The following is an 18,650-nucleotide window of genomic DNA, read 5'->3' on the forward strand; positions in this document are numbered from 1 at the left end:
GCGGGAGCAGACCCTCAACCAGCTCCTCGTCGAGATGGACGGGTTCGGCGAGCGTTCCGGCGTCATCCTGATCGCCGCGACCAACCGGCCCGATATCCTCGATCCGGCCCTCTTGCGCCCCGGGCGGTTCGACCGCCAGATTCCCGTGAGCAACCCGGACATGCGCGGCCGGGAGGCGATCTTGAAGGTGCACGCGCAGGGCAAGCCGCTGGCGCCGGACGCCGACTTGGCCGGGCTGGCCAAGCGCACTCCGGGGATGTCGGGTGCGGACTTGGCGAACGTGATCAACGAGGCGGCACTGCTCACCGCCCGGGAAAACCAGCTGGTGATCACTGCGGCAACGCTGGAGGAGGCCGTCGACCGCGTCGTCGGCGGGCCGCGTCGCAAGAGTCACATCATCAGCGAGCACGAGAAGAAGGTCGTCGCCTACCACGAGGGTGGCCACACGCTGGCCGCGTGGGCGATGCCCGACCTTGACCCGATCTACAAGGTGACGATTCTGGCCCGCGGTCGCACCGGCGGCCACGCGCTGGCCGTACCCGAGCAGGATAAGGACGTCCTGACCCGCTCGGAGATGATCGCGCGACTGGTCATGGCGATGGGTGGCCGTGCGGCCGAGGAACTCGTGTTTCGCGAGCCGACGACGGGTGCGTCGTCCGACATCGACCAAGCGACCAAGATCGCGCGCGCGATGGTGACCGAGTACGGCATGAGTGCGAAGCTGGGCGCGGTCCGCTACGGCCAGGAACAGGGCGACCCGTTCATGGGCCGCTCGATGGGGGCGCAGGCGGACTACTCCGACGCGGTCGCCGCCGAGATCGACTCCGAGGTCCGCCGACTGATTGAGGCGGCGCACAACGAGGCGTGGGCCATCCTGGCCGAATACCGTGACACCCTCGACGTTCTCGCCAGCGAATTGCTCGAGAAGGAGACGCTGACCCGCAAGGATCTCGAGGAGATCTTCGACGGCGTCACCAAGCGCGACCGCATCTCCGACTTCAACGACTTCGGCGGCCGCACCCCCAGTGATAAGCCGCCGGTGAAGACTCCGGGCGAGATGGCGATCGAGCGGGGCGAGCCGTGGCCGCCCGAGCCCGATCCGGTTCCCTCGCCGGCCGGGGCCCGCCCTCCCATCGGCGCGCCCGCGTATCCGGCGGATACCGGCTATGCGCCGGTCCCGGGCACCGACTACGGCGCTCCGGCTGGCTGGTCGGCACCAGGGTGGCCGCCGGCCCCGCACAACCCGGGCCGACCGCAGGGAATCCCGGTCGCCCCCCCGAACGGCCAGCCGCCGGCATCCGGGCAGCCGCCGGCATCCGGGCAGCCGCCGGCATATGGGCAACCGCCGGCATACGGGCAACCGCCGACGGCGCCGGGATACGGGCCGGCGCCCGAGTCTGATGAGCGCTGAGGGCATTCCCGGCGCCCCGGCCGGGGTGTGCGCCGGACGATTCGACCAGGCGCGCGCCGAGGCGGCCGTGCGCGAGCTGCTGATCGCGATCGGTGAGGACCCCGACCGGGAGGGGCTGCGCCGGACGCCGACCCGCGTCGCGAACGCGTACCGAGAGGTATTCGCCGGTCTCTACACCGATCCCGGCGCGGTACTCGAGACGACCTTCGACGAGAACCACGAGGAACTCGTCCTGGTCAAGGACATCCCGCTGTACTCGACGTGCGAACACCACCTCGTCGCCTTCCACGGGGTCGCCCATGTCGGCTACATTCCGGGGGCATCCGGACGCGTGACTGGCCTGTCGAAGCTGGCGCGCGTCGTTGACCTCTACGCCAAGCGGCCGCAGGTGCAGGAGCGGCTGACCAGCCAGATCGCCGACGCGGTCATGGTCAAACTCGATCCGCGGGGAGTCATCGTCGTGATCGAGGCCGAGCATCTGTGCATGGCCATGCGAGGTATCCGCAAGCCCGGGGCGAGCACCACCACCTCGGCCGTGCGCGGCATCTTCAAGACCAACGCGGTGTCGCGCAGCGAGGCCCTGCAACTGATAGCCCGCTGACGTGGTGGACGGGGCCGGCGTGAAGATCCTGGGAGTGGTCAACGTGACCGCCGACTCGTTCTCCGATGGTGGCCGGTACCTGGACCTCGATGCCGCGCTGGCGCACGCCCGGGCCCTGCACGCCGACGGCGCCGACATCATCGATGTCGGGGGCGAGTCCACCCGGCCGGGCGCGCACCGGGTCGACGAGGCGGTGGAGGCGCGGCGAGTCGTGCCGCTCGTCGCCGCGCTGGCCGCCGACGGCATCGATGTCTCCGTCGACACCATGCGCGCGGGGGTGGCGGCGGCGGCGATCGAGGCGGGCGCGAGCTTTGTCAACGACGTGTCCGGGGGACGTGCCGACCGGCGGATGGCCGAGGTGGTCGCCGACTCGGGGCTGCCCTGGATCCTCATGCACTGGCGCCCGTTGACCGAGCGCGCCGGGTCGGGGCCGTATGGACCGGAGGACTTCACCCATCGCGCCGGGCAACCCAGCGCCTACCGCGACGTCGTCGGCGAGGTCAGTGGCGAGTTACTCGCCCAAGTCGATGCGGCCGTCGCGGCGGGCGTCGACCCGGATCGGCTGATCCTCGACCCCGGGCTTGGCTTCGCCAAGGGCGCCGAACACAATTGGGGCCTCCTGCGCGGCCTGCCGACGCTGGTCGGACTGGGCTTTCCGGTCCTCGTGGGGGCATCCCGCAAGAGGTTCCTGGGATCGTTGCTCGCCGCCGACGGCGTCGCCCGCCCCCCGGCGGGGCGGGAAGTGGCCACGGCAGCGGTATCGGCGCTGGCCGCCGCAGCGGGGGTGTGGGGCGTGCGGGTGCACGACGCGGCCGCGAGTCGGGACGCAATCGCGGTCGCGCAAGCATGGGCCGGCCGGACGACAGGAGAGATCGGTGGCTGATCGAATCGAGTTGCGGGGGCTGACCGTCCGCGGACACCACGGTGTGTTCGACCATGAGCGCCGCGACGGCCAAGACTTCATCGTCGACGTGTCCGTGTGGCTGGACCTGTCGGTCGCCGCCGACTCCGATAACCTCGCCGACACCCTCGACTACGGCGAACTCGCGCAACTCGTACACGACATCGTCGCCGGTGAACCGCACAACCTGATCGAGAAAGTCGGGGCCGACATCGCCGAGGCCGTCATGGCCGATGACCGACTGCATGCCGTCGAGGTCACCGTGCACAAGCCGTCGGCGCCGATCCCGCTGTCGTTCGCCGACGTCGCAGTCGTGACCCGTCGCTCGCGAAAGACGCTGCTCGCCCGGGGGCGGCCATGACAACGGCGATCCTGTCGGTCGGGTCGAACGTCGGCGACCGGCTGGCTCACCTGGCCGTGGTCGTCGGGGGCTTCACCGCGCCCGGCGACCACGTCGTCGCGATCTCCCCGGTGTATGTCACGCCACCGTGGGGTGGAGTCGAGCAGGACGACTTCTACAACATCGCCATGATCGTGACGGGCCGCCGTGACGGATCGTCCTGGCTGCGCCGCGGAGCCGAGTTGGAGGCAGCGGCCGACCGTCGCCGCGACGTCCACTGGGGGCCGCGCACCCTGGACGTGGATGTGATCGCGGTGCGCGACGACAGCGGTCGGCCGGTGTTTCGCGCGACCGATGAATTGACGCTGCCGCACCCGCGCGCACACGAGCGCGGATTCGTCCTGATCCCGTGGCTGGCCATCGACCCCACCGCGGTACTCGACCTGCCCGACGGCTCGTCGCCGGCTGTTGCCGACCTTATCGCGGCCCTCAACCCGGCCGAACGGTCCGGCATCGAGACACTCGGTGCCGAACCGCCGTGGCGCCTCGGGGCCGTCCGATGACCGCCACCCGACCGCCCAATCGCCGCGACGATGCCGACGGGCGTCTGGGTCCGACGCGAGTCCGCGACCTGGCGTGGATCACTCTCGCCGCAGCGATCCTCGCGTGGGTATTCGTCTCCTACAATTTCGGCGACCTGCCGACGATCGCCTGGTACACCAGCGCCGCACTGCTGGTCCTGGCGGTGCTCGAGGCGATCGCCGGCTTCGCGGTCCGGCGGCGCGTCACCGATAACGAAGTCGGTCAGGACCGTGAGCAACTGCATCCGGTAACCGTGGCCCGCCTCGTCGCCCTGGCGAAGGCGTCGGCGATCCTGGGCGCGGTCGCGGCCGGCGCCTGGGGTGCCATCGCCCTCTACCTATTCCGTCTGCAGGACGTGGCCAGTGCCAATGCCAGCAAGCCGGGAACCGTCATCGGAACCCTCGGCGGAGTCACCCTCGTCGTCGCCGCACTGTGGCTCGAACACTCCTGCAAGACACCCGATGACCCGACCGAGGACGGCCAGGCGGCCAACGCCGACGCCGCCTGAACCGATGGGTGCGAATTCTCGAAATGTGACGCTCCGGTGTAGGTTGACCCGTGATCGTACGAGAGACGGGTAAGTTCACGACTATGGCGACCTCCACGAGTCGTTCGACTGATAAGCGCACTGCGTCAGCTCAGCGAACTGCGTCCGCGCAGCGCGCTGCGGGCCAGTGGCTCCTTGGCCTCTTGATCGTCCTCGCGCTCGTCGCGAGCGTCATGATGGTCTGGAGTGACCAGTTGTCGATCAACGCCTCGGTCGCGGTGATCGCCGCGTTGTGGGCGGCGGTGCTCGGGGCGATCGGCGTCACCCGCTTCCGGCGTCAAGCAGAGGTCGCCGAGGCGAAGAGCCATGACATGCGACTGGTGTACGAACTCCAGCTGGAGCGCGAGATCGCCGCCCGCGGACAGTACGAAGCCGACATCGAGGCCCAGATCCGTCGGGATATCGCTGCCGGGGCGAGTGACGACCTGCGTGAGCTGCAAGCGCAGATTGCGGCGCTTCGCATCAGCCTCGAAACGATGATGGGCCACGAGTTGCCCGATGATCGGGTCGCGCTGCCGAATGAGCGCCTCCGCGAGCTGTCCTCGGCGTTGTCGAGTTACACCGGTGACGACAGCCTGTTGGCCGCCACGGACTTCGCCTCGACCGCGCCGCCGGCCGCAGATGGCCGGCATTTCCCGCCGCAGGGAGGCCGGGACGATCTCACCGAGATCATCCCCGTCGTCGAAGATGACGCCACGACCTACGTGAGTCCCTTTGGCGGGACGACGTACACGGTTCCGGTTGACGCCGAGAGCTACACGATTCCGGCGACCGACCAGACCTACGATCCGCCTGCCGTCGAGGAGACGTACACGGCGGCCTGGACCGGCGCGCAGGCGTACACGGCCGGCGATTACCACGCCAACCAGTCGACGGCCGGCCGCCCCGAAGCCGACGGGGAGAATCCCACCGTCGCATGGGTGACACCGTCCTCGACGGCGGAGTCCGCCGTGGAGACCGGTGGCCGCCGCCGTGCCGAGGGGCAGCACGAGTCGGGAGTCTCGGCGGCAGATCTGCTCAATCAGCTCCGGGGTAGCCGATCGGTGAGAACCCCGGCTATCGCGGGTGAAGCCGATCACACCGCGTAGCCACCGCTGACGCGGTGGCACTATCCTCGAGCACGTAAACGTCTGGTACCCGCCGCTGGTGGTGGGACTGGAACGAAACTGGAGGATCCGCGGTGACCGATTCACCGATGATTGGTATTGCCGACCCGCTCCCCGCGCCGGCCCGGCTGGCCGTGGGCGTCATTTCCGCCGGTCGCGTCGGCACCGCGCTGGCCCAAGCCCTCGAAGCGGTCGGCCACGTCGTCGGTGCCGCACTCGCCCGATCGCCGGAGTCCCGCGCGCGCGTCACCCGCCAACTGCCCGATACCGAGATCTTCGATAGTCCCGGTGCGGTCGCGGCCCGCGCCGAACTGCTCATCCTCGCTGTTCCCGACGACGTGCTGCCCGCGGTCATCGGGGAGCTCGCCGACGGCGGGCACGCGCGTCCGGGCACTATCGTGGCCCACGTCGCCGGTGCCCACGGAACCGGCATTCTCGCGCCGCTGACCGCCCACGGGGCGCTGGGGCTGGCAATCCATCCGGCGATGACCTTCGTGGGCGGGCCGCCGGACGCCGAGCGGATGCGCTCGGCCTGTTTCGCGGTCACCGCCGACGACGAGATCGGCCACGCCGTCGGCGCGTCGCTCGTCTACGAGATGGGCGGCCATCCGGTCCGGATCGCCGAGGCCGACCGCACCCTCTACCACGCCGCACTCGCACACGGGGCCAACCATCTCGTCGCATTGATCAGCGACGCCGCCACGGTGCTCAGATCGGTGATCGAGCGTGCCGACCCCGAGGGCACCGCCGCGCCGCTGCGATCGGCGCAGGAGGTACTGGCCCCGCTGGTGACCGCAGCCCTCGGTAATGTGCTCGACCTCGGTCCGTCGGCCCTCACCGGACCGGTGGCGCGCGGGGACGCCGCTGCCGTTGCCGCACATCTGGCCGCACTGCGCGAATGGGGTGCGACGGCACCGCCGGCCGACGCCACGATCGTGGACTCCTATCTGGTGCAGGCCCGCCGCGCCGCCGCGCACGCCGGCCCGGCACCGTCGCTGGACCGGGTCCTCGGGGAGGCATCGTGACCGCAACCGATCGGGCCTTCGCACCGGGCGAACTGACCGTGCACCGCGACCCCGCAGTGATGAGTCAGGTGACCGCGGCGCTGCGCGGCACCGGTCGTCGCGTGGTGTTGGTGCCAACGATGGGCGCGTTGCACGACGGCCATCTGACCCTGGTCCGAGAGGCGCGCAAAGCCGGCAACACCACCGTCGTCGTGTCGATCTACGTGAATCCGCTGCAGTTCGGGGCGAATGAGGACCTCGACGCCTACCCGCGCACATTCGACGAGGACTGTGCGAAGCTGCGCGCCGCCGGCGTCGAGTTGGTATTCGCCCCCACCGATACCCAGATGTACCCGAACGGGCGCCGGACCACGGTTCATCCCGGCCCCGTGGGGGAGATCCTGGAAGGGCGGTCGCGCCCGACCCACTTCGCCGGGATGCTCACCGTCGTCGCCAAGCTGCTCTCGATCGTCCGGCCGCACGCCGCGTTTTTCGGAGAGAAGGACTATCAGCAGCTTGTGCTGATCGCACAGATGGTTACCGACCTGAACCTGGGCATCGAGATCGTCGGTGTTCCGACGGTGCGCGAGCCCGACGGTCTCGCCCTCTCCTCCCGTAACCGCTACCTCGATTCCCGCCAGCGCGAACTCGCCACCACCTTGTCGGCGGCGCTGACCGCCGGATCACATGCCGGACCAGGTGGGCCGCAGGAGGTGCTGGCCGTGACCCGCGCCGTTCTCGACGCCTGCCCCGAGCTCGTCGTGGATTATCTCGAGTTGCGCGGCCGCGACCTCGGACCGCCCCCCGACACCGGCGACGGGCGTCTGCTCGTCGCCGCGCGGCTCGGCTCGACGCGACTGATCGACAACGTCGGCGTCGCAATCGGGATGCCGCGCGCCGAATCACCTTCCGTCCCCGACCACGCCGACCATCCCAGAGGGAGCTGACATGTTCCGCACCATGATGAAGTCCAAGATCCACCGGGCGACGGTGACGCAGGCCGACCTGCACTACGTCGGCTCGGTGACGATCGACGCCGACCTGCTCGACGCCGCCGATCTACTCGAGGGCGAGCAGGTGTGCATCGTCGACATCAACAACGGCAATCGACTCGAAACCTATGTGATCGCCGGTGAGCGAGGCAGTGGTGTCATCGGGATCAACGGCGCTGCCGCCCACCTCGTCCACCCGGGCGACCTAGTGATCATCATCGCCTACGGGATGCTGAGCCCAGCTGAACTGGCCGACTACTCGCCGGCCGTCGTGTTTGTCGACGACCACAACTGCGTGCTCACCGAAGGCAGTGACCCGGCCGATGTCCCCGCCGGATCTGGTCTGAAGGATCCGCGCGGGCGCGCCGGTGCCGTTGTCGACGACCTCATTGCGTCGCTGGCCTGATGCTGCTCACCGCAGCCGTCGGCAACACCAACATCCACCTGGGGGTATTCGCCGGTTCGGCCGAGCATGCGCGCCTGGTCCGCGACTGGCGCATCCACACCGACCCGAACCTGACCGCCGACGAACTCGAACTGCTCATTCGCGGACTGCTCGAAGCCGACCTGGATCAGGTCACCTCCGTTGCCGCCCTCTCGACCGTGCCGTCGCTGCTGCGAGAGTTGCGGGTGATGGTCGACAAATACTTCGGCGCCGGGCCCCATGTCTTGCTGGAGCCGGGCGTGCGGACCGGGGTGCCGCTGCTGGTGGACAACCCCAAGGAGGTCGGCACCGACCGGGTTGCCAATGCGGTCGCGGTCAGCGGATCCTTTCCGGGTTCGCCGTGCATCATTGTCGCCTTCGGCACGGCCACCGTCGTCGACGCGGTGTCGGCCAAGGGCGAGTTCCTCGGCGGCGCGATTGCGCCGGGGGTGAACCTGGCCGTCGATGCGCTGAGTGAACACACCGTCACCGTGCGCCGCGTCGAGCTGCGCCCACCGCGCGGCGTGCTCGGAAAAAATACGGTCGAGGCGCTGCAGTCCGGGATCCTGTACGGGTTCGCCGGGCAGGTCGACGGGCTGGTCGACCGCATCCGCGACGAGGTGGACGGCTTCGGTGGCGACGACGTGCGGGTCGTCGCCACCGGTCACGCGGCCCCGCTGATGCTCGGCGAGTGCGAGACGATCACCGACCATCACGCCCACCTCACTCTCGACGGGCTGCGGCGGGTGCACGAGCGGGTAAGTCAATCAGTGCGGTTCCCGCCGACCGCTCGTCGGTGACACTGTCCCGCAGCGTGATTGTGATCGTGCAGCGTCGATCGGCGCTGCATCGTCATAATCACGCTGCGCGACTCGGGCGGCCGATAACAAGCGAGCCCCGCACCTGGTGGTGCGGGGCTCGTCGTCGAACTGTCCCTTACGGGATGGTGACGACCTGACCGACGTTGATCAGGTCCGGGTTCGCGATGTTGTTGAACTTCGCGATCTCCGGGTAACGGTTGCCGTCGCCCAGGAAGCGCTCGGCGATGGCCCACAGGGTGTCGCCCTCGACGACGGTGTAGGTCTGCTTCGGCGCGGGGGCCGGCTTCTCGTCGGCGACCGGAGCAGCGACCGGGTGGTCGGTCACGGTCTTGGAGCTCCACTCGCCGTTCTCGCCGATGTAGAGGACGACGTTGCGGTCGTCCTGCAGCACCAGGCGAGCACCGGCGCCGGAGGTCTTGGTCGACCAGACGCCCTCGTCGGAGCCGTTGTACAGGACGAAGTTGCCGTCGTCCTGGACCGATGCGCGCACGACGCCCTTGCCGTTGGTCTTGGTCGACCAGACGGCGTTGCCGCCGTCGGTGAGAACCAGGTTGCCATCGTCCTGCAGGGTCAGCGTGTAAGCGCCGTTCGCCGATGTCAACGACTGGCCGGTGCCGAGACGGTCACCCACGTTCAGAGTGTCACTCATCAAAAATCCACCTTCGGTTTTGGTTGTACTCCGTGCAGTGCACGATGCCTCGTCCACCCTAGCCACCGGCGTATGCAGGTGGGTGAACCGGTAGTGAAATCAACCGGATTGGGCGCAGTGCTGCGTGAAAGTGTTGAGCCGATGGGTGCACTCGTGGCACACTGGTGGCCGTGATCAAGCGTTGTCGAATGTGTTGCCAGGGCTGAGCTGCCTCATCAGCAAGCAATTGCTGTGGCGCCGGCCCCGAGTCCGCACCTTCTGACATACCGCAACGCTCGCCCGTCCCGGGCTTGAGCGATCACCCGGAAAGATCTCTGATGACCATCACCACCCTGCCCGTCGCACCCATCGAGGCCCCCGCGTCCGGCGACCGTTTCTCTGTGCCCGCCCACCATTTCCGCGTCGCGGTGGAGGCGGGCCTGCGTGCCGTCGACATCCGGACCCAAGACCGGCGCAGCGCCGGCGGGGCCATCCACGGCGCGCTGGCGCTCGACCCGCACGACGCCCTGGAGCGACTAACCCCGGGGACGGGGGATTCGCTGCGCACCGCGTCGGCCGATGCGCGGTGGCTGCTCATCTCCGATGACGGCGATGATGCCGAATGGCTGGCCTGGCACCTGCGGGCGCGCGGTGTCACCGGTGCTGCCTTCCTAGCCGGCGGTCACGATGCGCTGCGCCGCCATCGGCTCAACGGCGATCTGGCCGCGGGGGAGCTGGCGATGATCTCCGATCACCCGCAATAGCGCCGGTGTGCCCGAGAATCCGCCGAGCGTGCCCAGCGGATACAGTTGTGACCCGTGAGTGACGCCAAGGAGCCGGCTGGGAGCGGGCGGTCCGAATTGACTGACGATCTGCCCGAGCAGCTGCGTATTCGCCGTGAGAAGCGGGCGCGGATCCTGTCAGAGGGGCGTGACCCGTACCCGGTTGCGGTGGCGCGCACCCACCCGCTGGCTCAGATCCGTGCGGAGTATGGACACCTCGAAGCGGGCGCGGAGACCGGGGTGGAAGCCGGGGTCGCCGGCCGTGTCATTTTCGTCCGAAACAAGGGAAAGCTCTGCTTTGCCACCCTGCAAGACGGCGACGGCACGCAACTCCAGGTGATGATCAGCTTCAACGGGGTGGGCGAGGAGGCCCTCGCGCGGTGGAAGGCCGATGTCGACCTGGGTGACATCGTGTTCGTGCACGGCCAGATCATCTCGTCGCGGACCGGTGAGCTCTCGGTGCTGGCTGACTCGTGGAGCCTCGCGTCGAAGTCGCTGCGTCCGCTGCCGGTGGCCCACAAGGACCTCAGCGAGGAGACGCGGGTGCGACAGCGCTACGTGGACCTCATCGTTCGCCCCGAGGCCCGGGCGACCGCGCGGATGCGCATCGCGGTGCTGACCGAGCTGCGCGCCTTTCTAGCCGAACGCGACTTCCTCGAGGTCGAGACGCCGATGCTGCAGACCCTGCACGGCGGTGCCGCGGCCCGGCCATTCGTCACCCACTCGAACGCCTTCGATATGAACTTGTACCTGCGCATCGCGCCGGAGCTGTTCCTCAAGCGCTGCGTCGTCGGCGGCATCGACCGCGTCTTCGAGGTCAATCGCAACTTCCGCAATGAGGGCGCCGACTCCACCCACAGTCCCGAGTTCGCGATGCTCGAGACCTACCAGGCCTACGGCACCTACGACGACGCCGCCGAACTCATCCGCGGCCTTGTGCAGACCGTGGCACAGCGCGCGGTGGGCACGCTCACGCCCGCGATGCCCGACGGAAGTGTCTACGACTTGTCTGGCGAATGGATGTCGGTCTCGATGTACCCGTCGCTCTCGGAGGCGCTCGGTCGCGAGATCGTCCCACAATCGGAGATCGATGGGGTTGCGCAGGGCACCAGCGTCGACCAACTACTCATGATTGCCGACGAAGTGGGTCTGGAGGTCCCGCCAGACAAGGGTTACGGCCACGGCAAGCTCGTCGAGGAATTGTGGGAGCAGCTCGTCGGCGCGAAACTCGACCAGCCGGTTTTCGTCCGCGACTTCCCGGTCGAGACGTCGCCGCTCGTGCGGGCACATCGAACCATTCCCGGTGTGGTCGAGAAGTGGGACCTCTACGTGCGCGGTTTTGAGCTGGCCACCGGGTACTCCGAACTGGTCGACCCAATCATCCAGCGTGAACGCTTCGTCGATCAGGCCCGATTGGCGGCCGCGGGCGACGACGAGGCGATGATCCTCGACGAGGAGTTTCTCGCTGCGATGGAGTACGGCATGCCGCCGACGGCGGGCACCGGGATGGGGATCGACCGCCTGTTGATGGCGCTCACCGGATTGGGGATCCGTGAGACCGTGCTCTTCCCGCTGGTCAAACCGCGGGCCGACTAACCGCGCAGCGCACGCGTCACGGCCGCGACGGTGTGCCCGTCGGATAACAGGCACGTCCAGCCGGCGGCAGGAGGCTCCACCGAGTTGGTTTGGGCGCGTGCGACGGCGGCCGTGGCATCGGAGGCATCTGGGCCCCGGCCCTCGATACGGGTGATGCGCTGTCCTTCGGGCAGCTCCAGCCAGATGCCGGCGAACTCGCAGCCGGCCCGCGACGCGGTGGCTATGATTCCCTCGCGCTCGGCGTTCTGGCCGAACACCGCATCGGCGATGACGCTCATGCCGCCGGACAGATCGGCGGCGGCGAGTCGACCCAGTTCGGCGTAGACCTGTGAACCCCGCTCCGGGGTGTATCCCGACGACGGTAGCCCGGTGAGTGCCGGCACCCCGGCCAGCCGTTTTCGCAGCACGTCGGATCGGAGGACGCGCGCCCCCGGTGCCGCACCGATGTCGCCGCTGATCGCCCGGGCCAGCGTCGACTTCCCGGTGCCCGACGCGCCGCCGACCGCAATGAGGCGGGCCGGCGTCGGCTCGAGCACCGACCGGGCGAGGGCCAGATAATCGCGGGACTCCTCGGCATCGCCGGCGGCGGCACGGACGTGGGCACGCACCGTCGCACGGACCGCAACCATCGTCGGGAGCAGGACAAAACCGGACTCGTCGTCGGGGGCGGCGTCCAGGTAGGCGTTGACGAGAAGGTTCGCCTCGTGTCGTAGCCCGCGGGCCCACAGGTCCATGAGCGTGAACGCCAGGTCGTAGAGAACGTCGGCGATGGCGTATTCCGGATCGAATTCGAGGCAGTCGAACGGGACCGGTATGCCGTCGAGGACGGCGATATTGTCCAGGTGTAGATCGCCGTGACCGTGGCGGACCCGACCGCCCGCCGCCCGATCGTCGAGCAAAGCCGACTGGGCCCCGATCTGCGCGGTGAGCTGATCGGTGACGGTGTCGGCGAGCGCGGGGTCCAGGATCGCCGGATAGCGCGCCATGCTGGCCCGGTTGCCGACAACTACGTCGAGCAGGCGGCGCGCACCGTGGGTGTCCCCGGAGATCTCGGCACCGTGATGCAGGGCAGCGATCCGTTCGGCCAGCGCGGTCAGGAGAGCGTCGTCGAGCAGCCCGTCGTCGGCGTACCGGGCCAGCAGCGCGTCATCGGGGAACCGGGTCATCTCCAGCACCCAGTCGACCGGCTCGCCGGCACCATCGAGAGAAACCCCACCGCCGTCGTCGCGGGTGATGGCGTGCACGCCGCGGTAGAGCTGCGGTGCGGTCCGGCGGTTGAGCCGTAGCTCCTCCCGCAGGGTGTCGCGACGCCGTTCGGCGGTGGAGAAGTCCAGGTACCGGTAGGCCACCGGGCGCTTGAGCTTCCAGGCCCGGTCGCCGTCGAGGATGATCACCGCCCCGTGCGTGACGATGCGGGTGGCGTCGGGGCTGATGGCGCCGGTGCGGGCGAGTAGCTCGACCAGGGGGGCGTCCGGATCGTCGCGGGCCATGGCAGCGAGCCTATGGTCCCTACGCAACTGTGGCCAACAGCACCCCGTACCCGCTGCTCCTAGGCCTAAGCTGAAGGGGTGAGCAACAAGTATCCGCGGCCGGGTATCGGGGAGTTCATCCCGTATGCGTACGGTCGGCGCACGTACGGCAAGCGTCCGCTGCCGGCGAAGTATCAGGACTGGGTGCGCGAAGACAACGCCGGTCCGGGGGCAACTCGCCGGGTGGTGATTCGGTTCATGGCGCCGGTCCTGCTGCTGCTGCTGCCGATCGGGTTCGCCGCCTACCCCAGCGTGGGTATCGGCACCGCGATCATCATTACGATGCCGATCTTCCTCGGTGCCCTCTACTTCACCTTCGTCTTCGACAAGTCCTATCGTCGCGCAACGCTTCAGCGAAACGGGCTCGATCCGGCGCTGGCCGACGAGGCGGTCCGGATGAAGCACGAGGCCGAGTACGAGGACTACGAACGCCGCCACGGCCGAGCCTGACGGCTGGCCGATGCCGGTGGCGCAACGTCGGGGTGCGCGCTAGCCGAGTTCGCGTTTGAGGATCTTGCCGGACGCGTTGCGGGGGAACTCGTCGATGACGATGACCGACCGCGGCACCTTGAAGTTCGCGAGGTAGTTGCGCGCGTGGGCGAGCAACGCATCGGGATCGATGTGTGCGCCCGGTCTGGCTGTGACAAACGCGCGACCCACCTCACCGAGCCGGTCGTCGGGCACGCCGACGACGGCGACCTCGGCGACCCCGGTCAGGCGGGCGAGGACCTGCTCGACCTCGGCCGGGTAGACGTTGAAACCACCGCAGATGTACATGTCCTTGAGTCGGTCGGTGATCCGCAGGTTGCCGTTCGCGTCGATTGTTCCGACGTCGCCGGTGTGCAACCAGCCGTCGTCGTCGATCGTCTTCGCGGTGGCCGCCGGGTCGTTGAGATAGCCGCGCATCACCATCGCGCCGCGGGCGAGGACCTCACCGGCGCCGTACTCGTCGGGGTTTCCGAGCTTGATCGCCATGCCGGGGTATGGGCGCCCGCAGGTCGTTGCGACGGTGACCGCGTCGTCGTCGCCGGTGCAGGTGGTGATAAATCCACTGGTCTCGGTCTGACCGTAGGCGGTCAGCACGGTGTCAACACCGAGGTCGGACTGCAGGCGCTCGATGAGGACCACGGGAACGACGGTGGCACCGGTGACGACCAGGCGCAGTGACGACAGGTCGTAGCCGGACCGCTGCGGACTGTCGAGAATGGTCTGGAAGACCGTGGGCGCGCCGGGGAAGACGGTGATCCGGTGCTCGGCGATCATCTGCATTGCCGTGTCGGGAGTGAAGACCGCCAGCGGCACCATGGTCACGCCGAACAGGATGCTCGGCAGGATCCCGGCCTTGTAGCCGAAGGTGTGGAAGTAGGGGTTCGCCTGGAGGTAGCGGTCGTTCGGGTTCAGTTGGCCGTTGGCTCCCCAGGCGTGCGCGCCCGCCAGGGTCTGGCGGTGCTCGGCCAGCACGCCCTTGGGGGCGCCGGTCGTCCCGGAGGTGAAGAGGATGTCAGCGATGTCGGTCGGTTTGACCGCGGCGGCCGCAGCGTCGGCCGCCCCCAGTTCGGTGCCGCTGGTCAGAAACTCGGCCCAGGGGATCGCCGGGGTGGGCATCGTGCCCGACCCGTCCAGACCGATGCCGATGACGGTGCGGCCGGCCCTGACCGGATGGCCCAACAAGTCGGCGAGCCGATTGGTGCCGACGAAGTCGTCGACGGTGACGACGACCCGCGCATCGGCGCGATCGATGATCTCGGCGGCCTCGCTGATCGTGTAGCGGGTGTTGAGGGGGACCAGTGCGGCTCCGGCGTAGTGGGTTCCCAGTGCGGCGATCGGCCAGTGGTAGCTGTTGGGCGCCCATATCGCCACCCGGTCGCCGGGTTCGATGCCGGCGGCGATGAGTGCCGCGGCAAAGACGCGGACCTCGCCGAGTAGTTGGCGCCAGGTGAGGGTGATCGGCTCGGTGCGATCGAGCGCTGCGTCCCACTGTCCGTCAATGACTGCGGTCCGGTCCGGCCAGGTCGCAGCGGTGCGTTGGAGAGCTTGCGGGGTGGTTGGGGCGGGCGCATCCATAACAGAAACCTAGCAAATGCTTGGTAGGTTAAGCTAGGGGTCATGACGTCGATCAATCTGGCCGACCGCGCCGTCGACCTCGGCGAATGGGCCAGCACCGTCCCCGAGGCCGATGAGGTGTTCGCGCGAGCGGTACGCACGTGGCTCGACGAGAATCTGGTGGGCGACTTCGCGGATCTGCGCGGCCGCGGCGGCCCCGGCAGCGAACACGAGTTCTTCGAGCAGCGCCTGGCCTGGGACCGCCGCCTCGCGCAGGCGGGCTGGACGTGTCTGGGCTGGCCGTCGCGTTATGGCGGCCGCGGCGCGACCATGGGTCAGCGCATCATCTTCCACCGCGAATACGCGCGGGCCAACGCACCTGCGCGGGTCAACCATCTGGGTGAGGAACTGCTCGGCCCGACGCTCATCGAGTTCGGCACCGAGGAACAGAAGGATCGCTTCCTGCCCGGCATCGTCAACGTCACCGAACTGTGGGCGCAGGGCTACTCAGAGCCGGGCGCCGGCTCTGACCTCGCCGGGGTGTCGACCACTGCACGACTCGACGACGGCGCCTGGGTCATCAACGGGCAGAAGATCTGGACATCGCTGGCCCACCACTCCCAATGGATATTCGTCCTCGCACGATCCGAGCCCGGGTCCGGGCGCCACGCCGGGCTGTCGTTCCTGCTGGTGCCGCTCGATCAGCCGGGCATCACGATCCGGCCGATCCAGCAGCTCACGGGTACCTCGGAGTTCAACGAGGTCTTCTTCGACGACGCCGTCGCCGACGCCGACCAGATTGTCGGCGAGCCCGGGCAGGGCTGGGCGGTGGCGATGGGGCTGTTGCAGTTCGAGCGCGGGGTGTCCACCCTCGGCCAGCAGGTCGGATTCGCGCGCGAGCTCGACCACCTGATCGCCGTCGCGACGACAAACGGGTCGATCGACAAGCCGGCGATCGCCACCGCGCTCAAACGCGCGCGTATCGAGCTCACCGTCATGCGCGCCCACGCCGGGCGAACCCTCGGCGCAACACTCGACGGTATCGGCGTCGTCCGCACGACCCACGGGTTCGACACGAGCGCCGGTGACGCTTCGGTCGCCAAACTGCTCTGGGCCAACTGGCATCGACGTCTGGGCGAGTTGGCGATGCAGGTCGTGGGCGCGCAGTCTCTCGTCGGACCGTCCGCCACGTCGGAGGGGCGGCCCAATGACGTCGCCGACCCCGAGCACGTCGAACTCGACGAGTGGCAACGACTCTTCTTGTTCACCCGCGCCGACACGCTCTATGGCGGGTCCAACGAGGTGCAGCGCAACATCATCGCCGAGCGTGTGCTCGGCCTACCCCGAGAGGCCCGTGCATGACTGACCGCCCCGTTTCCCCGCTCGCCGCCGTGCCCGACGAGATCGGCGGCCACGACCTGCTCGTCGGCAAGAAGGTGGTCGTGACCGCCGCCGCCGGTACCGGAATCGGGTTCGCCACGGCTCGGCGCGCCTTGCTGGAGGGGGCCGACATACTCGTCTCCGACTTCCACGAGCGACGTCTCGGCGAGACGGTGACGGCGCTGTCGGCCGAGTTCCCCGACCAGCAGGTCGTGTCGTTCGTCTGCGACGTCTCCAGCACCGACCAGGTTGATGCGCTGATCGCCTCGGCGGCGCAGCAACTCGGGCGCATCGACGTCCTGGTGAACAATGCCGGCCTCGGTGGCGAGACACCGGTCGCCGACATGACCGATGAGCAGTGGGACCGCGTCCTCGACATCACGCTGAACAGCACTTTTCGCTCCACTCGCGCCGCGCTGCGGTACTTCCGCGACGCACCGCAGGGTGGCGTGATTGTCAACAACGCTTCCGTGCTCGGGTGGCGCGCCCAGCATGGCCAGGCGCACTACGCGGCAGCCAAGGCTGGGGTCATGGCACTCACGCGGTGTTCGGCGATTGAAGCCGCCGAGTATGGCGTGCGCATCAATGCGGTGGCGCCGTCGATCGCACGGCACCCGTTCCTGGCGAAGGTCACCAGCGACGAACTGCTCGATGAACTCGCCTCGCGAGAAGCCTTTGGCCGGGCTGCCGAGGTCTGGGAGATCGCGGCGACCATCGCGATGCTCGCCAGCGACTACACCACCTACCTCACCGGTGAGATCGTCTCGATCTCCAGCCAGCGCGCCTGACACCAAGGAGTCCACATGAGCACACCGCAGGCCTATATCGTCGACGCGATCCGCACCCCGGTCGGCAAACGAAAGGGATCGCTCGCCAACGTCCATCCCGCCGATCTCGGTGCCCATGTGATCTCGTCGATCGTCGAACGGACCGGCATTGACCCGAACGTGGTCGACGATGTCGTGTTCGGCTGTGTCGACACCATCGGACCGCAGGCCGGCAACATTGCGCGTACCGCGTGGCTGACTGCGGGGATGCCGCTGGCGGTACCCGGAACCACCGTCGACCGGCAGTGCGGCTCGAGCCAGCAGGCGATTCACTTCGCCGCGCAGGCCGTGATGAGCGGAACGCAGGACGTGGTGCTCGCCGGCGGGGTGCAGAACATGAGCGCCATCCCGATCAGTCAGGCGATGATCGCCGGCCAGGAACTCGGCTTCACCACGCCGACCGCCGAGTCCCCCGGATGGCGCAAACGATTCGGTGATGCCGAGATCAGCCAGTTCGTCGGCGCGGACATGATGGCCAAGAAGTGGGATATCAGCCGCCGCGATATGGAGGAGTGGGCGCTGCAGTCTCACGAGCGCGCCCGGGCCGCGATTGCTGCGGGCCGCTTCGACAACGAGTACGTGCCGCTGGGCGATTGTGTCGTCGACGAGTGCCCGCGCGAGACGTCGCTGGAAAAGATGGCCTCGCTCGACGTCTTGGCTCCCGGCTCGGATCTGACCGCCGCGGTCGCCTCGCAGATTTGTGACGGATCGTCGGCGGCACTTGTCGTTTCGGAAAAGGCGCTGAAGGAATATGGCCTGACCCCCCGCGCCCGCATCCATCACATGTCGGTGCGCGGGGACGATCCGGTGATGATGCTGTCCGCGCCGATTCCGGCCACCGCGTATGCGCTGGCGAAGGCTGGTCTGGGGATCGATGACATCGACGTCGTCGAGATCAACGAGGCCTTTGCGCCGGTTGTGCTGGCCTGGCTCAAGGAGACGGGCGCCGACCCGGCGCGGGTCAACCGCAACGGCGGTGGCATCGCACTGGGCCATCCGCTCGGCGCGACCGGTGCCAAGCTGTTCGCGACACTCCTCAACGAGCTCGAGCGCACCGGCGGCCGCTACGGCCTGCAGACGATGTGCGAGGGCGGCGGCACCGCGAACGTCACGATCATCGAGCGCCTGTAGCGGTG

The 18,650-nt window shown here is 68.5% G+C and carries 20 protein-coding genes; 17 read left to right on the forward strand and 3 right to left on the reverse strand.

Annotated features, from left to right (window positions below; translation table 11 throughout):
* From B4M62_RS06785 to B4M62_RS06835, 11 genes are all read left to right on the forward strand, one after another.
* Positions 1 to 1,411, forward strand: a 1,411-nt coding sequence (locus B4M62_RS06785; RefSeq protein WP_290706219.1) for an ATP-dependent metallopeptidase FtsH/Yme1/Tma family protein, incomplete at its 5' end; no start/stop codon positions are given.
* Complete coding sequence (gene folE, locus B4M62_RS06790) at positions 1,401 to 2,012, forward strand: GTP cyclohydrolase I FolE (RefSeq protein ID WP_290706220.1); 612 nt, start codon at positions 1,401 to 1,403, stop codon at positions 2,010 to 2,012. The genes B4M62_RS06785 and folE, both read left to right, overlap by 11 nt.
* A gap of 25 nt (positions 2,013 to 2,037) precedes the next feature.
* A complete protein-coding gene (gene folP, locus B4M62_RS06795) occupies positions 2,038 to 2,895 on the forward strand; it encodes a dihydropteroate synthase (protein WP_290706406.1) in 858 nt (285 codons plus the stop codon).
* Positions 2,888 to 3,274 (forward strand): dihydroneopterin aldolase, encoded by a 387-nt coding sequence (folB, locus tag B4M62_RS06800; RefSeq protein WP_290706221.1) that lies wholly within the window; start codon positions 2,888 to 2,890, stop codon positions 3,272 to 3,274. Before folP ends, folB begins: the two co-directional genes overlap by 8 nt.
* Positions 3,271 to 3,816: a 2-amino-4-hydroxy-6-hydroxymethyldihydropteridine diphosphokinase gene (folK, locus tag B4M62_RS06805; protein ID WP_290706222.1), complete on the forward strand. Its 546-nt coding sequence runs from the start codon at positions 3,271 to 3,273 to the stop codon at positions 3,814 to 3,816. Before folB ends, folK begins: the two co-directional genes overlap by 4 nt.
* Positions 3,813 to 4,343, forward strand: coding sequence for a DUF3180 domain-containing protein (locus B4M62_RS06810; RefSeq protein WP_290706223.1), 531 nt, complete (start codon positions 3,813 to 3,815; stop codon positions 4,341 to 4,343). The genes folK and B4M62_RS06810 overlap by 4 nt, the downstream gene beginning before the upstream one ends.
* Before the next feature lie 83 nt (positions 4,344 to 4,426).
* Complete coding sequence (locus B4M62_RS06815) at positions 4,427 to 5,470, forward strand: DUF6779 domain-containing protein (RefSeq protein WP_290706224.1); 1,044 nt, start codon at positions 4,427 to 4,429, stop codon at positions 5,468 to 5,470.
* A 92-nt stretch (positions 5,471 to 5,562) separates the two neighbouring features.
* The gene (locus tag B4M62_RS06820) at positions 5,563 to 6,513 is read left to right on the forward strand and encodes a Rossmann-like and DUF2520 domain-containing protein (RefSeq protein WP_414651803.1); all 951 of its coding nucleotides are present in this window, start codon (positions 5,563 to 5,565) and stop codon (positions 6,511 to 6,513) included.
* Positions 6,510 to 7,439 carry a pantoate--beta-alanine ligase gene (gene panC, locus B4M62_RS06825; RefSeq protein WP_290706225.1) on the forward strand — a complete coding sequence of 310 codons (930 nt, stop codon included), beginning with the start codon at positions 6,510 to 6,512 and terminating at the stop codon, positions 7,437 to 7,439. Before B4M62_RS06820 ends, panC begins: the two co-directional genes overlap by 4 nt.
* A gap of 1 nt (position 7,440) precedes the next feature.
* Entirely contained in the window at positions 7,441 to 7,890 is a 450-nt protein-coding gene (gene panD, locus B4M62_RS06830; RefSeq protein WP_290706226.1) for an aspartate 1-decarboxylase, read from the forward strand.
* The gene (locus tag B4M62_RS06835; protein ID WP_290706227.1) at positions 7,890 to 8,708 is read left to right on the forward strand and encodes a type III pantothenate kinase; all 819 of its coding nucleotides are present in this window, start codon (positions 7,890 to 7,892) and stop codon (positions 8,706 to 8,708) included. Before panD ends, B4M62_RS06835 begins: the two co-directional genes overlap by 1 nt.
* A gap of 136 nt (positions 8,709 to 8,844) precedes the next feature.
* On the opposite strand, the gene B4M62_RS06840 is transcribed toward B4M62_RS06835, so the two are convergent.
* Positions 8,845 to 9,378 carry a LysM peptidoglycan-binding domain-containing protein gene (locus B4M62_RS06840; protein WP_290706228.1) on the reverse strand — a complete coding sequence of 178 codons (534 nt, stop codon included), beginning with the start codon at positions 9,376 to 9,378 and terminating at the stop codon, positions 8,845 to 8,847.
* Between the two features lie 317 nt (positions 9,379 to 9,695).
* On the opposite strand from B4M62_RS06840, the gene B4M62_RS06845 reads away from it, so the two are divergent.
* Entirely contained in the window at positions 9,696 to 10,121 is a 426-nt protein-coding gene (locus B4M62_RS06845) for a rhodanese-like domain-containing protein (protein ID WP_290706229.1), read from the forward strand.
* A 54-nt stretch (positions 10,122 to 10,175) separates the two neighbouring features.
* On the forward strand, positions 10,176 to 11,735 hold the full coding sequence (gene lysS, locus B4M62_RS06850; RefSeq protein WP_290706230.1) for a lysine--tRNA ligase: 1,560 nt from the start codon (positions 10,176 to 10,178) through the stop codon (positions 11,733 to 11,735).
* Here lysS and B4M62_RS06855 read toward each other — a convergent pair.
* Positions 11,732 to 13,225, reverse strand: coding sequence for an AAA family ATPase (locus B4M62_RS06855; protein WP_290706231.1), 1,494 nt, complete (start codon positions 13,223 to 13,225; stop codon positions 11,732 to 11,734). The genes lysS and B4M62_RS06855 overlap by 4 nt on opposite strands.
* 78 nt (positions 13,226 to 13,303) lie before the next feature.
* On the opposite strand from B4M62_RS06855, the gene B4M62_RS06860 reads away from it, so the two are divergent.
* Positions 13,304 to 13,714: a DUF5313 family protein gene (locus B4M62_RS06860; RefSeq protein ID WP_290706232.1), complete on the forward strand. Its 411-nt coding sequence runs from the start codon at positions 13,304 to 13,306 to the stop codon at positions 13,712 to 13,714.
* 39 nt (positions 13,715 to 13,753) lie between these two features.
* Here the strand turns inward: B4M62_RS06860 and B4M62_RS06865 are convergent, their stop codons facing one another.
* Positions 13,754 to 15,328, reverse strand: a complete 1,575-nt coding sequence (locus tag B4M62_RS06865) for a FadD3 family acyl-CoA ligase (RefSeq protein ID WP_290706233.1) — start codon at positions 15,326 to 15,328, stop codon at positions 13,754 to 13,756.
* Between the two features lie 42 nt (positions 15,329 to 15,370).
* Here B4M62_RS06865 and B4M62_RS06870 point away from each other — a divergent pair, with 42 nt between their 5' ends.
* Genes B4M62_RS06870 through B4M62_RS06880 form a run of 3 tightly spaced genes read left to right on the forward strand, consistent with a single transcriptional unit; the run spans position 15,371 to position 18,645 of the window.
* Positions 15,371 to 16,669 (forward strand): acyl-CoA dehydrogenase family protein, encoded by a 1,299-nt coding sequence (locus tag B4M62_RS06870; RefSeq protein ID WP_290706234.1) that lies wholly within the window; start codon positions 15,371 to 15,373, stop codon positions 16,667 to 16,669.
* On the forward strand, positions 16,666 to 17,475 hold the full coding sequence (locus tag B4M62_RS06875) for an SDR family oxidoreductase (protein WP_290706235.1): 810 nt from the start codon (positions 16,666 to 16,668) through the stop codon (positions 17,473 to 17,475). The genes B4M62_RS06870 and B4M62_RS06875 overlap by 4 nt, the downstream gene beginning before the upstream one ends.
* A gap of 15 nt (positions 17,476 to 17,490) precedes the next feature.
* A complete protein-coding gene (locus B4M62_RS06880) occupies positions 17,491 to 18,645 on the forward strand; it encodes an acetyl-CoA C-acetyltransferase (RefSeq protein ID WP_290706236.1) in 1,155 nt (384 codons plus the stop codon).
* Positions 18,646 to 18,650 lie beyond the last annotated feature (5 nt).

The sequence above is a fragment of the Gordonia sp. UBA5067 genome (assembly GCF_002414845.1).
Taxonomy (GTDB): domain Bacteria; phylum Actinomycetota; class Actinomycetes; order Mycobacteriales; family Mycobacteriaceae; genus Gordonia; species Gordonia defluvii.

What these genes read in the sequence shown, in the direction of transcription:
- B4M62_RS06855 (WP_290706231.1), bottom strand. Translation starts at nt 13,225, where the DNA reads ATGGCCCGCGACGATCCGGACGCCCCCCTGGTCGAGCTACTCGCCCGC.
- B4M62_RS06880 (WP_290706236.1), top strand. Translation starts at nt 17,491, where the DNA reads ATGAGCACACCGCAGGCCTATATCGTCGACGCGATCCGCACCCCGGTC.
- B4M62_RS06835 (WP_290706227.1), top strand. Translation starts at nt 7,890, where the DNA reads ATGCTGCTCACCGCAGCCGTCGGCAACACCAACATCCACCTGGGGGTA.
- B4M62_RS06870 (WP_290706234.1), top strand. Translation starts at nt 15,371, where the DNA reads ATGACGTCGATCAATCTGGCCGACCGCGCCGTCGACCTCGGCGAATGG.
- B4M62_RS06815 (WP_290706224.1), top strand. Translation starts at nt 4,427, where the DNA reads ATGGCGACCTCCACGAGTCGTTCGACTGATAAGCGCACTGCGTCAGCT.
- B4M62_RS06810 (WP_290706223.1), top strand. Translation starts at nt 3,813, where the DNA reads ATGACCGCCACCCGACCGCCCAATCGCCGCGACGATGCCGACGGGCGT.
- folE (WP_290706220.1), top strand. Translation starts at nt 1,401, where the DNA reads ATGAGCGCTGAGGGCATTCCCGGCGCCCCGGCCGGGGTGTGCGCCGGA.
- B4M62_RS06865 (WP_290706233.1), bottom strand. Translation starts at nt 15,328, where the DNA reads ATGGATGCGCCCGCCCCAACCACCCCGCAAGCTCTCCAACGCACCGCT.
- B4M62_RS06875 (WP_290706235.1), top strand. Translation starts at nt 16,666, where the DNA reads ATGACTGACCGCCCCGTTTCCCCGCTCGCCGCCGTGCCCGACGAGATC.
- B4M62_RS06845 (WP_290706229.1), top strand. Translation starts at nt 9,696, where the DNA reads ATGACCATCACCACCCTGCCCGTCGCACCCATCGAGGCCCCCGCGTCC.
- folK (WP_290706222.1), top strand. Translation starts at nt 3,271, where the DNA reads ATGACAACGGCGATCCTGTCGGTCGGGTCGAACGTCGGCGACCGGCTG.
- B4M62_RS06840 (WP_290706228.1), bottom strand. Translation starts at nt 9,378, where the DNA reads ATGAGTGACACTCTGAACGTGGGTGACCGTCTCGGCACCGGCCAGTCG.
- panD (WP_290706226.1), top strand. Translation starts at nt 7,441, where the DNA reads ATGTTCCGCACCATGATGAAGTCCAAGATCCACCGGGCGACGGTGACG.